The organism is Duganella fentianensis (assembly GCF_964031615.1).
Lineage (GTDB): Bacteria > Pseudomonadota > Gammaproteobacteria > Burkholderiales > Burkholderiaceae_D > Rugamonas > Rugamonas fentianensis_A.
In genome coordinates this window covers 89,251-100,815 of record NZ_CAXIQN010000022.1, presented here as the reverse complement: position 1 = coordinate 100,815, position 11,565 = coordinate 89,251, and the positions used below count along the sequence as shown (strand labels likewise).

General features: G+C 61.3%; 14 protein-coding genes. 3 read left to right on the top strand and 11 right to left on the bottom strand.

Features of this window, described 5'->3' with window-relative positions; genetic code table 11:
- Positions 1-104 precede the first annotated feature (104 nt).
- The gene (locus tag ABNT42_RS17570; RefSeq protein ID WP_348699119.1) at positions 105-1,073 is read right to left on the bottom strand and encodes a threo-3-hydroxy-L-aspartate ammonia-lyase; all 969 of its coding nucleotides are present in this window, start codon (positions 1,071-1,073) and stop codon (positions 105-107) included.
- A gap of 154 nt (positions 1,074-1,227) precedes the next feature.
- Here ABNT42_RS17570 and ABNT42_RS17565 point away from each other — a divergent pair, with 154 nt between their 5' ends.
- Positions 1,228-1,668 (top strand): DUF2147 domain-containing protein, encoded by a 441-nt coding sequence (locus ABNT42_RS17565; RefSeq protein WP_348699117.1) that lies wholly within the window; start codon positions 1,228-1,230, stop codon positions 1,666-1,668.
- 65 nt (positions 1,669-1,733) lie between these two features.
- Positions 1,734-2,129 carry a YbaN family protein gene (locus ABNT42_RS17560; RefSeq protein WP_348699115.1) on the top strand — a complete coding sequence of 132 codons (396 nt, stop codon included), beginning with the start codon at positions 1,734-1,736 and terminating at the stop codon, positions 2,127-2,129.
- Between the two features lie 20 nt (positions 2,130-2,149).
- Here ABNT42_RS17560 and ABNT42_RS17555 read toward each other — a convergent pair whose 3' ends face one another.
- Positions 2,150-2,638, bottom strand: coding sequence for a YaiI/YqxD family protein (locus tag ABNT42_RS17555; RefSeq protein WP_348699113.1), 489 nt, complete (start codon positions 2,636-2,638; stop codon positions 2,150-2,152).
- Positions 2,638-3,693, bottom strand: a complete 1,056-nt coding sequence (gene ruvB / locus ABNT42_RS17550; protein WP_348699112.1) for a Holliday junction branch migration DNA helicase RuvB — start codon at positions 3,691-3,693, stop codon at positions 2,638-2,640. Before ruvB ends, ABNT42_RS17555 begins: the two co-directional genes overlap by 1 nt.
- Positions 3,694-3,845: 152 nt before the next feature.
- On the opposite strand from ruvB, the gene ABNT42_RS17545 reads away from it, so the two are divergent.
- A complete protein-coding gene (locus tag ABNT42_RS17545; protein WP_348699110.1) occupies positions 3,846-4,580 on the top strand; it encodes an alpha/beta hydrolase in 735 nt (244 codons plus the stop codon).
- Between the two features lie 37 nt (positions 4,581-4,617).
- On the opposite strand, the gene ruvA is transcribed toward ABNT42_RS17545, so the two are convergent.
- The 8 genes from ruvA to tyrS all read right to left on the bottom strand — a co-directional run bounded on the left by ruvA (position 4,618) and on the right by tyrS (position 11,527).
- Positions 4,618-5,196, bottom strand: coding sequence for a Holliday junction branch migration protein RuvA (gene ruvA, locus ABNT42_RS17540; protein WP_348699108.1), 579 nt, complete (start codon positions 5,194-5,196; stop codon positions 4,618-4,620).
- 23 nt (positions 5,197-5,219) lie between these two features.
- Positions 5,220-5,840 (bottom strand): crossover junction endodeoxyribonuclease RuvC, encoded by a 621-nt coding sequence (gene ruvC / locus ABNT42_RS17535; RefSeq protein WP_348699107.1) that lies wholly within the window; start codon positions 5,838-5,840, stop codon positions 5,220-5,222.
- A 114-nt stretch (positions 5,841-5,954) separates the two neighbouring features.
- Positions 5,955-7,532 carry a bifunctional phosphoribosylaminoimidazolecarboxamide formyltransferase/IMP cyclohydrolase gene (gene purH / locus ABNT42_RS17530; protein ID WP_348699105.1) on the bottom strand — a complete coding sequence of 526 codons (1,578 nt, stop codon included), beginning with the start codon at positions 7,530-7,532 and terminating at the stop codon, positions 5,955-5,957.
- Between the two features lie 106 nt (positions 7,533-7,638).
- On the bottom strand, positions 7,639-7,872 hold the full coding sequence (locus ABNT42_RS17525; protein WP_155434252.1) for a helix-turn-helix domain-containing protein: 234 nt from the start codon (positions 7,870-7,872) through the stop codon (positions 7,639-7,641).
- Between the two features lie 116 nt (positions 7,873-7,988).
- Positions 7,989-9,017, bottom strand: coding sequence for a tRNA dihydrouridine synthase DusB (dusB, locus tag ABNT42_RS17520; RefSeq protein WP_348699103.1), 1,029 nt, complete (start codon positions 9,015-9,017; stop codon positions 7,989-7,991).
- Between the two features lie 118 nt (positions 9,018-9,135).
- Positions 9,136-9,813, bottom strand: a complete 678-nt coding sequence (locus ABNT42_RS17515) for a histidine phosphatase family protein (protein WP_348699101.1) — start codon at positions 9,811-9,813, stop codon at positions 9,136-9,138.
- Between the two features lie 11 nt (positions 9,814-9,824).
- On the bottom strand, positions 9,825-10,277 hold the full coding sequence (gene dtd / locus ABNT42_RS17510) for a D-aminoacyl-tRNA deacylase (RefSeq protein WP_348699099.1): 453 nt from the start codon (positions 10,275-10,277) through the stop codon (positions 9,825-9,827).
- The gene (gene tyrS / locus ABNT42_RS17505; protein ID WP_348699097.1) at positions 10,274-11,527 is read right to left on the bottom strand and encodes a tyrosine--tRNA ligase; all 1,254 of its coding nucleotides are present in this window, start codon (positions 11,525-11,527) and stop codon (positions 10,274-10,276) included. The genes dtd and tyrS overlap by 4 nt, the downstream gene beginning before the upstream one ends.
- Positions 11,528-11,565: the final 38 nt, after the last annotated feature.

Genomic DNA, 11,565 nt, shown 5'->3' with positions numbered 1-11,565 from the left:
CAAAGTGCAGGGGTCAGGTCGGGCAAGTGTCACTTGCCTGACCTGACCCCTGTTTGCATTTGAGATTACTCAAAAACTGCACTTTGCCCGACCTGACCCCAATTTTATTCGGCGAGCAACGCGGCATAGCGTGCGATATCGACGTTGCCGCCGCTGAGGATGATGCCTACGCGTTGGCCTTGCAGTTGGTCTTTCATCGCGCGCGCGGCAGCAAAGCCGAGGCAGCCAGTCGGCTCGACGACGATCTTCATGCGCTCGGCGAAGAAGCGCATGGCGGCGCGCAGCTCGGCGTCGCTGACGGTCAGAATATCGTCCACATCGCGGCGGATGATAGGGAAAGTCAGATTGCCCAGATGCTGGGTCTGGGCGCCGTCGGCGATGGTCTGCGGCGTGTCGATGTGGACGATGCTGCCGCTGCGGAACGATTGCTGACCGTCATTGCCCGCCTCGGGCTCCACGCCGTACAGGCGGGTCTGCGGCGACAGTGCCCGCGTCGCCAGCGCCGAACCACCGAGCAGACCACCACCGCCGAGGCAGACGAACAGGCTGTCGAGCGGCCCCACTTCTTCAAACAGCTCCTTGGCGGCCGTGCCCTGCCCGGCAATCACGTCGGCATGGTCATAGGGCGGGATCAAGGTCATGCCTTTGTCGCGCGCCAGTTGGCGGCCGATTTCCTCGCGGTCTTCCTTGTAGCGGTCGTACAGCACCACTTCTGCGCCATAGCCCCGCGTCGCCGCCACCTTGGCAGCCGGCGCATCCTGCGGCATGACGATGGTGGCCGGTATGCCCATCAACCGCGCCGATAGGGCAATCGCCTGCGCGTGGTTGCCGGACGAAAAAGCCACCACCCCGGCCCGCCGCTGTGCCGCATCGAACCGCGCCAGCGCATTGTAGGCACCACGGAATTTGAAGGCGCCCATGCGCTGCAGATTCTCGCATTTGAAAAACACTTCGGCACCGAATTCGGCATTGGCCGTACGCGAAGTCATGACGGGCGTACGGTGGGCATAACCGTCGATGCGGGCGGCGGCGGCCTGTACATCAGCGTAGGTAGGCAGGTTTGGCGTGCTCATGTGGTTCCTGTAGTAAATGTGCGGGCATTCGGTGTTTCCAGCCGCAAATAATAGCCGTTTTTAGCATTTTCACGACAGTTGCTTAAAAATAGCACGAACGGTCATTTTATTTGCTACACTCGTCGGACACTAAAATTCACTCTGGAGACATGCAATGAAATGGTTCGCTTTCGCCCTCGCCGCTGCCGTCAGCATCGCCCCGGCTTTTGCCGATGACAGCTCGCCGGTGGGCCTGTGGAAGAATATCGATGACGTGACGGGCAAGCCGAAAGCGCTGATCCGCATCTCGGAAAGCAATGGCACGCTGCAAGGCAAGATCGAACAACTGTTCCGCGCACCGAACGAAGACCAGAATCCGAAATGCGAGAAGTGCGAAGATGCGCGCAAGAACCAGCCCATCATCGGCATGGTATTCATGTCCGGCCTGAAAAAAGATGGCGACACCTACACGGGCGGCGAAATTCTGGATCCGGACAACGGCAAGGTCTACAAGAGCAAAATGCACCTGAGCGACAACGGCAAGAAACTCAACGTGCGCGGCTACATCGGCGTACCGATGCTGGGCCGTTCGCAAGTCTGGCTGCGTCAGGAATAAGCGGGCTGCCCCTCTAGTTCTTCGGCCCGCTGACCGTTCAGCGGGCCAGTGTTACCATGCAGGGCATGAAAATCCTGCTGAATCTGATCGGCACCATCGCCGTGGTGCTTGGGGTACTGGGCATCTTCCTGCCGCTGCTGCCCACCACGCCCTTCCTGTTACTGGCTTCAGCCTGCTTTGCGCGCGGCTCCACGCGGCTGCACAACTGGCTGATCACCAATCCCGTGTTCGGGCGCTATTTACGCAACTACGAGCTCGGTTACGGCATTCCCCTGCGCGCCAAAGTCTGGATAGTGGTACTGATGTGGGCATCACTGGGCTACTCTGCCTACGTGGTACATAGAACCGGCTTGCAGATCATGCTGTTCTGCATAGGTTGCGGCGTAACGCTGTATCTATGCCGTTACGTTCCCACCATGCGCCTGCCGGCGCCGGAACAGGACAACACGCCACCGGCTTAATCTCCGCCTCAGTCGCCCACTCAGTCGCCGCCTGATCCGGCAGCCTGCTGGCGCGCCTGCTCGCGCTGCACTTTACTGATGTGGCGATCCAGACTGTTAGCGAAATTCTGCCGGTCGCTCTGACTGAAGGCAGCCGGCCCGCCCGTATCCACGCCGCTGCCGCGTAACTGATCCATGAAAGCGCGCATGGTCAGCATCTGTTCGATATTGTGTTCGGTGTAAAACTCGCCACGGGGATTAAGCGCATAGCCGCCCTTCTTCAGCACATCGGCCGCCAGCGGGATATCGCCCGTCACCACCAGATCGCCAACAGTCAGCAAGCGCACGATTTCGCGGTCAGCCACATCGGCACCGGACGGCACCTGCACGGCACGGATATAGCGCGATGGCGGCACGCGCAGCAACTGGTTGGCTACCAGCGTCAGCGGCACGGCCACCCGCTCGGCCACGCGGTACAGAATTTCCTTGATGACGGCAGGACAGGCGTCGGCATCCACCCAGATCTGCATCACAGTTCCCACAGCTCGCCGTTGGGATTGGTACGGGGCGGATTCACGCCGAAGTGCTTGTACGCCGCCGCCGTGGCCACGCGGCCACGCGGCGTGCGCTGCAGATAGCCCTGCTGGATCAGATACGGTTCCAGCACATCCTCGATGGTATCGGCCGCTTCGCCGATGGCCGCCGCCAGATTGCCGATGCCGACGGGACCGCCGCCGAATTTGTACAGCACCGCTTCCAGCAGCTTGCGGTCCATCACATCGAAGCCCACCGTATCCACATCGAGCATCACCAGCGCCGCATCGGCGATGGCCTTGGTGATATCGCCATTGCCTTTGACTTCCGCATAATCGCGCACGCGGCGCAGCAGCCGGTTGGCAATCCGCGGCGTACCACGGGCGCGGCGCGCGATCTCATGCGCGCCTTCCTCGTCGATATTTGCCTTGAGCAGCATGGCGCTGCGCTTGACGATCAGGGTCAGCTCCTGCGTATTGTAGAACTCCAGCCGCGCCACAATCCCGAAGCGGTCGCGCAGCGGATTGGTCAGCATGCCGGCACGGGTCGTCGCGCCCACCAGCGTGAACGGCTGCAGATCCAGCTTGACGGAACGGGCCGCCGGCCCTTCACCGATCATGATGTCGATCTGGTAGTCCTCCAGCGCCGGATACAGGATTTCCTCCACCACGGGCGAGAGCCGGTGAATCTCGTCGATGAACAGCACATCGTTGGCTTCCAGATTGGTCAGCAGTGCCGCCAGATCGCCGGGACGTTCCAGCACGGGGCCGGAAGTCTGGCGCAGGTTCACGCCCATCTCGCGCGCAATGATGTTGGCCAGCGTGGTCTTGCCCAGCCCGGGCGGGCCGAACAGCAAGGTATGGTCGAGCGCCTCGTTACGCTTGCGCGCCGCCGAAATAAAGATTTCCAGCTGATCGCGGATCTTGGCCTGACCGACATATTCATCGAGCAGCTTGGGTCGCAGCGCCCGCTCGATGGCCTCCTCGTTAGGCGAGGCCGGTGCCGCATCGATGATGCGCTGTTCAGTGAAATTGTCGGTTTGGATAGTCATGCCGGGCCAGTCTAAAGTTCAGGTAATGATTTTATCAAGGGTGGCCTGCGCGCGGGCCTTTTCATCTGGTTTAGACTGTGCGGGCCACACACCTCACCATAAAAGAATACCGCCTTATGTCACGCCCTGAGTCACGCCCTAAGTCACGCCTTATGACGCGCCATCTGTCTGCATTGTTTGCCGCCGTACTGCTGTGCACCAGCGCAGCAGCAGCCCCCACCGTGGTACTGCAGGCTGGCCTGGGCGATGGCCAGAGTGCCTGGCGTCCCGTCCTGCCAGCCTTGCAGCAGCTGGGCCCCGTGTTCGCCTACGACCGCCCCGGCTACGGCAGTGCCGCCAGCGTCGACGGTGCGCGCGATCCCTGCACCATCGCGCGCGAACTGCACGCGCTGCTACAGCAACAGCAGGTCGCCCCGCCCTATCTGCTGGTGGGCCACTCGATAGGCGGCCTATACCAGTACGTCTATGCGCGGCTTTATCCGCAGGAAGTGGCCGGCATGGTGCTGCTAGACCCTACCCACCCCGAACATTGGGCCAGCATGCAGCAACAGGTGCCCGCACTGGCCGCCGTCGTACGCAGCATGAACGCCATCAGCCTGAACAGTGCCACGCGGCGCGAATTCCGCGATCAGGCCGTCTGCCTCGACCAGCTCGACCAGCGCCAGCCGCTGGCCATGCCCGTCCGTCTGCTGGTCAGCGGTATCAGTGAAACGGGCGCCACCCCCGCCTTCCGCACCATGCTAGACCAGTTACGCAAAGACTGGCTGCGCTTGAGCGGCGCGCCCCAGTTGCAGGTAGTCGCCAAGTCGGGCCACTATCTGCAAAAGGATGCGCCCGAAGTCGTGGTGCAGACCGTTGAAGCGCTACGCGCCACGCTACAGCCCTAGCGCCGAGCCGCATCGCTTCCCACGCAGCGGATTACGCTCAGCCTTTCGAGAGCGCCTTGAGTGCCTGCTTGATGCCGTCCGAAACGCTGGCGCCAGCGGGCACCGTCTTCAACGCCAGCACGGCTTCCTTGTCGGAGTAGCCCAGCGCCAGCAGCGCATTCAGAATGTCCGACTGTGCATCAGGCACAGCATGGGCGCCCGCCGCGCCAATATCGGCGCCCAGCTTGCCTTTGAGTTCCAGCAGCAGGCGCTCGGCCGTCTTCTTGCCGATGCCCGGCACTTTCACCAGCCGGCCCGATTCCTGCAGCGTCACGGCCTGCGCCAGATCGGCGATCGACATGCCAGACAGGATGGACAATGCGGTACGCGCACCCACGCCCGTAATCTTGATCAGCTGGCGGAACACGGCCCGTTCTTCGGCATTGCCGAAACCGAACAGCAAGTGGGCATCTTCGCGGATAGCCTGATGGGTGAACAGCACCACCTTCTCGCCCACCCCGGGCAAATTGTAGAAGGTGGTCATGGAGACATCGACTTCGTAGCCGACACCACCGCAATCGACCAGCAACTGGGGCGGATTTTTTTCGAGCAGAATACCGGAGAGACGACCGATCATGGTGGAATGCCTTTAAGAGTAGTTCAGCCCACCAGCCGGCCGCGCCGCATGCGCAAGCCGGCCAGCGGGCCGTGGGATGCTGTGTCTGCGCCTGTGCCTACGGCGGAACCGGCGCGTTTGCCCGCTGCGGCAGCGCCGGCCAAGCCACGCCGTTCGCTCTGGCTGCGGATCAGGGTCAGGGTTTCGCGGTTGTGGGCATGGCAGATCGCCACGCCCAGCGCATCGGCGGCATCGGTGCCGGGCAAGCCGGGCAACGCCAGCAGACGCGCCACCATGTCCTGCACCTGCGCTTTCACGGCGCGCCCCGTGCCCACCACAGCCTGCTTGACCTGGGTGGGCGAATATTCCGCCACGCTGAGCTCGGCCGACACCAGCGCGCAGATAGCCGCACCGCGTGCCTGCCCCAGCAGCAGAGTCGATTGAGGATTGACGTTGACGTACACCTGCTCGATGGCTGCGTAGTCGGGCTGATAGGTGCGCGCCACTTCGGCCACACCGTCGAGGATGACTTTGAGGCGGGTCGGCAGATCGCCCTCGCCGCTCTTGATGGTGCCGGAGGCGATGTAGCGCAGCTTGCTACCGTGCTGCTGGATGACGCCAAAGCCGGTGGTGCGCAAGCCGGGGTCTATGCCGAGAATTATCATTCCGCGATTGTAACCGCGAAACTTGAATGCTGTATATAAAAACAGTGTGGCGACCTGAACCAGATCGCCACACTGTCGAAGCTAGCGCAAAGCTAGCGAATCAAAGCTCGCGGATTAATGACGGAAGTGACGGGTGCCCGTGTACAGCATCACCACGCCGCGCTCGTCGGCGGCATCGATCACTTCCTGATCGCGCATCGAACCGCCCGGCTGGATCACGCAGCGTGCGCCCGCATCGACCACCACATCGAGACCGTCGCGGAACGGGAAGAAGGCGTCCGACGCCACCACCGAATTCTCGAGGCTCAGACCGGCGTTCTGCGCCTTGATGGAGGCGATACGGGCCGAATCGATACGGCTCATCTGGCCAGCGCCCACGCCCAGCGTCATGTTATTACCGCAGAACACGATGGCATTCGATTTGACGTACTTGGCCACGCGCCAGGCGAACATCAGATCCTGCAGTTGCTGCTGGGTAGGCTGCAGCTTGGTGACGACTTTCAGGTCGGAGATCAGCACGTTTTTCGCGTCAGCCGACTGCACCAGCAGACCGCCACCCACGCGCTTGAAGTCCATACCGTTCACACCCGTGCCCAGAGGGATTTCCAGCAGACGCACGTTCTGCTTGGCCGACAGAATCTGTTTGGCTTCAGCCGTGAACGACGGCGCGATCAGCACTTCGACGAACAGCTTGGCCAGTTCGGTCGCGGCAGCGCCATCCACTTCCACGTTGAAGGCGATGATGCCGCCGAAAGCCGAAGTCGGGTCGGTCTGCAGCGCGCGCTTGTACGCATCGACTGCGTTGGCACCCAGTGCCACGCCGCAAGGATTGGCGTGCTTGACGATCACGCAGGCAGCGCTCTGGTCGAAGCCGCCCATGCTCTTCACGCATTCCCATGCGGCATCAGCATCAGCGATGTTGTTGAACGACAGTTCCTTGCCCTGCAGCTGGCGGTAGTTGGCCAGTGCGCCGGCGGTAGCCGTCACGTCGCGGTAGAACGCCGCCGACTGGTGCGGGTTTTCGCCGTAGCGCATGTCCTGCACTTTTTCGAACGCCACATTCAGCGATTGCGGATAGGTACCGCGGGCTGCATGGCTGCGGCTGGCATCCAGACTAGTCAGGTAGTTGGCGATCGCACCGTCATATTGCGCCGTGTGCGAATACACCTTGGTGGCCAGACCGAAGCGGGTGTCGTAGCTGACCACGCCATCATTGGCCTTGATCTCGTCAAGCACCTTGCTGTAGTCGGTTGGATCGCAGATCACCACCACGTCCTTGTGGTTTTTCGCCGACGAACGCAGCATGGCCGGACCGCCAATATCGATGTTCTCGATGGCGTCTTCCAGCGTGCAGTCATCCTTGGCCACGGTGGCCTGGAACGGATACAGATTGACCACCACCATATCGATGGTCGGAATCTTGTGCTCAGCCAGTTTGGCCATGTGCTCTGGGAAATCGCGGCGCGCCAGAATACCGCCGTGCACCATCGGGTGCAGGGTCTTGACGCGGCCATCGAGCATCTCCGGGAAGCCGGTGTAATCGGCTACTTCGGTCACGGCAACGCCGTTGTCGGCCAGCAGTTTGGCCGTGCCGCCGGTCGACAGGATGTTGACACCCATGGCGGACAGGGCGCGCGCGAAATCGAGCACGCCGGTTTTGTCGGATACGGAGATGAGAGCTTGTTTAATCATGGCTTTTCAGGCTAGTGGCGTCCAGCGTGAACTGGACTGGTGGTTAAATATCTGACGGCCGGCCACAGCGGCCGTCCCCAGCCACTGATGCCGGAAAGAGCGCGGTTTACAGCAGACCGTGTTCCTGTAATTTCTTGCGCAGGGTATTACGGTTAATGCCCAGCATCTGCGCAGCATGCGACTGGTTACCATCGGCGCGGTGCATCACCACTTCCAGGATCGGCTTTTCTACCGTCAGCACGACCATGTCGTAAATATTCGAAGCCTGCTGCTCGCCCAGATCGTTGAAGTACTCTTCAAGGCTCTTCTGAACTACTTCCTGGATACTTTCTTTGCTCATTTTGTATGCTTTGCTGTATGTACTGTAAATGCGGATGAATCACCAAGGGCTTATGGCCACTGTGTTCACCGTTCTTATGCGACTTTTTGACGTCTTTTTTATTGCCGGCGACCAGTTCAGGCCGCCTCTCGCTCGGCTTCCGGCGCTGGCGAAGGGCAGTATTGTAACCGCTCGCCGTACTGTGCCTGCGATTCGAAGAATTCGGCCACGGCCTGCAACTGTTCTTCGGTTGATTCCAGCAGGTTCATGCGCTGTCGGAACGGCTCGCCGCCGGGCAGTTCGCGCACATACCAGCCGATATGCTTGCGTGCCGTGCGTACGCCCAGATATTCGCCATAGAAGGCGTAATGGGCGCGCAGATGCTCGTCCATCAGATGGGCCACCTCGGCCACCAGCGGCGGCGGCAGATGCGTGCCCGTGCGCAGATAGTGGTCGATCTCGCGGAAGATCCACGGGCGGCCCTGCGCGGCGCGCCCTACCATGACCGCATCGGCACCCGTGTAATCGAGTACGTAGCGGGCTTTTTCCGGCGTGGTGATATCGCCATTGGCCACCACGGGAATAGAAACCGAGCGCTTGACCGCCGCAATGGTGTCATATTCGGCCTCGCCCTTGTAACCGTCGGCGCGCGTGCGGCCATGCAAGGTCAGCATGGCGATACCGGCGTCTTCGGCCATCTTGGCGATGGTCAGCGCATTCTTGTTGGCACGGTCCCAGCCCGTACGGAATTTCAGCGTGACGGGCACATCGACTGCCGCCACCACCGTCTTCAGGATGGTCTGCACCAGTTCTTCATGCTGCAGCAGGGCCGAACCGCACCACGCATTGCAGACTTTTTTCACCGGGCAGCCCATATTGATATCGATGATCTGGGCACCGCGCTCGACGTTGAAGCGGGCGCAATCGGCCAGATCCTGCGGATCGGCACCGGCAATCTGCACGGCTTTCGGTTCCATCTCGCCCGTGTGATCAGTGCGGCGCGAACTCTTTTCCGTCGCCCACAGACGCGGATTGGAAGCCGCCATTTCCGACACGGCATAGCCAGCGCCCAGCTGTTTGCACAGCTGACGGAACGGACGATCCGTCACACCCGCCATGGGAGCGACGAAAACGTTGTTGCGCAGGACATAAGGACCGATTTGCACTGGAAATATCTGTAGCGAGGGAAGGAACCCTCTATTTTAACCTATCAGCTGCTCAAATAATAAGCACTATTTTTGATACTTGCGCTCGCCAGCCTGACGCAACCGCCAGTTGCTGCGCCTAGATGATGTCGTCCAGCGCGGTGGGTGCCAGATGCGCCACATCACCCCAGTGCTCAAGCTGCAACTGCGCACCATCCCACACAAAGCAGTTGATGCTGGCGTTCTTGACTTGAAAATCGCGCGGGCTGTCGAGGCTCATGCCGCGTGCGGCGCGGTAGGCACATTCGAGCACCCCGCCATGCGCGACGATGGCGATGGTCTGGCCCGGATGACGCTGGGCCCAGTCGGCGATGCCGCCCAGACAGCGCTGATAGAACTGGCGGAAACTTTCCGCTGGCCGTGCGCCGTCCGGCATCACGGCATCCACCTCGCGCGCCTGCCAGCGCGCATAGTCGTCCGGATATTGCTGCGCAATTTCGCTATACAGCATGCCCTCGAACACACCGTAGCACCGCTCGCGCAGCCGCGCATCGGTCTGCAGCGCCAGCCCTGCCTGCAGATCGGCCAGCGCTTGCGCCGTCTGCATGGCGCGCTGCAGATCGCTGGCCACCAGCACGTCCACACCCTGCTCCAGCAGCGCGCGCGCCAGCGCAGCGGCCTGCCGCTCGCCTTCTTGATTGAGAGGGATATCAGTATGGCCCTGCAAGCGGCGTACGGCATTCCATGGCGTTTCGCCATGACGGATCAGCAAGATGGTGCTGGCATCGGCGCGAGTGGTCCTGCTAGTACTGCTCATTGTATTGTTACTCATGCAATCTTGGGACGGGTCTGCAGCCAGAACGTGACGGGGCCGTCATTGGTCAGCGAAACTTTCATGTCGGCGCCGAACTGGCCGCACTCGACCTTGGGATGACGCAGTCGTGCCTGCGCCAGAAAATAATCGAACAGCCGCTTGCCATCGGCCGGCGCGGCGGCCGGCGTGAACGATGGCCGCGTGCCGGAATTGGTGTCGGCCGCCAGCGTGAACTGGGGCACCAGCAGCAGCGCACCGCCGGTATCCGTCACGCTGCGGTTCATCTTGCCCGCCTCGTCGGCGAACACGCGATAGGCCAGCAGCTTGTTCAGTAGCGCATCGGCCTCCTGCTCGCTATCGTGGCGCTCGGCGCACACCAGCACCATCAGTCCGGCCTCGATGGCGCCGATAGTGGCACCATCGACCACCACACTGGCGCTGCTGACCCGTTGCAGCAGGCCTATCATGCCGTCAGCGTCACGCGGGCAAACTTGCGCTTGCCCACTTGCAGCACCATGGTGCCCGCTTCCACTTTCAAGGTCTTGTCGCTGATGACGGTGCCATCGATACGCACACCGCCCTGCTCGATCATGCGGCCCGCTTCCGATACGGAGGCGCACAGACCGGCCGCCTTCAGCAACTGCTGGATGCCGGCCGGCGCACCGGGCACGGTGAGTTCCGCGATATCGTCAGGAATCCCGCCCTTGGAGCGATTGACGAAATCGTTCAGCGCTTCTTCGGCCGCAGCCTGCGAGTGGAAGCGCGCGACAATTTCCTGCGCCAGTGCCACCTTGGCATCGCGCGGATTGGCGCCGCCGTCCACCGTGGCTTTCAGCGCGGCCAGATCGGCCAGCGAGCGGAACGACAGCAGCTCGTAATATTTCCACATCATGGTGTCGGAAATACTCATGATCTTGGCGAACATGGTATTCGGCGCTTCCGTGATGCCGATGTAGTTATTCTTCGACTTGGACATCTTCTCCACACCGTCCAGCCCTTCCAGCAGCGGCATGGTCAGGATGCACTGCGGTTCCTGACCATAATCTTTCTGCAACTCGCGGCCCACCAGCAGATTGAATTTCTGGTCGGTACCACCGAGTTCGAGGTCGGCCTTCAGCGCCACCGAATCGTAGCCCTGCATCAGCGGATACAGGAACTCATGGACGGCAATCGGTGTCCCACCCTTGAAACGCTTGCTGAAATCATCACGTTCCATCATGCGCGCCACCGTGTAGTGCGAGGCCAGCTTGATCAGGCCACGCGCGCCGAGCGGATCGCACCATTCGGAGTTGTAGCGGATTTCCGTCTTGGCCGGATCGAGCACCAGCGAGGCCTGCTTGAAATACGTCATGGCGTTCTGCTCGACCTGCTCGCGCGTCAGCGGCGGACGGGTCATATTGCGGCCGGACGGGTCACCGATCATGGAAGTGAAGTCACCGATGAGGAAAATCACCTGATGGCCCAGATCCTGCAATTGACGCATTTTGTTGAGCACCACCGTGTGGCCCAGGTGCAGGTCAGGAGCGGTTGGATCAAGTCCCAGTTTGATGCGCAGCGGCACACCGGACTTTTCCGAGCGGGCCAGCTTCTGGGCGAACTCGCTTTCAATGAGCAACTCATCAACACCCCGTTTCGTGATGGCAAGCGCCTCCAGTACACCATCTGTCAGGGGCAGGGCTTCAGTCGCGGCCGGCGATGTCGATATATTAGTAGTCATAATTTTAGGGCGGTATTTTTCAGAAATGGGTAAGTAGC

Bases quoted from the DNA above. Each gene is read 5' to 3' on its own strand.
- ABNT42_RS17565 (WP_348699117.1), top strand. From the start codon at position 1,228: ATGAAATGGTTCGCTTTCGCCCTCGCCGCTGCCGTCAGCATCGCCCCG.
- ruvA (WP_348699108.1), bottom strand. From the start codon at position 5,196: ATGATCGGTCGTCTCTCCGGTATTCTGCTCGAAAAAAATCCGCCCCAG.
- ABNT42_RS17525 (WP_155434252.1), bottom strand. From the start codon at position 7,872: ATGAGCAAAGAAAGTATCCAGGAAGTAGTTCAGAAGAGCCTTGAAGAG.
- ABNT42_RS17515 (WP_348699101.1), bottom strand. From the start codon at position 9,813: ATGAGCAGTACTAGCAGGACCACTCGCGCCGATGCCAGCACCATCTTG.
- tyrS (WP_348699097.1), bottom strand. From the start codon at position 11,527: ATGACTACTAATATATCGACATCGCCGGCCGCGACTGAAGCCCTGCCC.
- purH (WP_348699105.1), bottom strand. From the start codon at position 7,532: ATGATTAAACAAGCTCTCATCTCCGTATCCGACAAAACCGGCGTGCTC.
- ABNT42_RS17560 (WP_348699115.1), top strand. From the start codon at position 1,734: ATGAAAATCCTGCTGAATCTGATCGGCACCATCGCCGTGGTGCTTGGG.
- ruvB (WP_348699112.1), bottom strand. From the start codon at position 3,693: ATGACTATCCAAACCGACAATTTCACTGAACAGCGCATCATCGATGCG.
- ruvC (WP_348699107.1), bottom strand. From the start codon at position 5,840: ATGATAATTCTCGGCATAGACCCCGGCTTGCGCACCACCGGCTTTGGC.
- ABNT42_RS17555 (WP_348699113.1), bottom strand. From the start codon at position 2,638: ATGCAGATCTGGGTGGATGCCGACGCCTGTCCTGCCGTCATCAAGGAA.
- ABNT42_RS17545 (WP_348699110.1), top strand. From the start codon at position 3,846: ATGACGCGCCATCTGTCTGCATTGTTTGCCGCCGTACTGCTGTGCACC.
- dtd (WP_348699099.1), bottom strand. From the start codon at position 10,277: ATGATAGGCCTGCTGCAACGGGTCAGCAGCGCCAGTGTGGTGGTCGAT.
- ABNT42_RS17570 (WP_348699119.1), bottom strand. From the start codon at position 1,073: ATGAGCACGCCAAACCTGCCTACCTACGCTGATGTACAGGCCGCCGCC.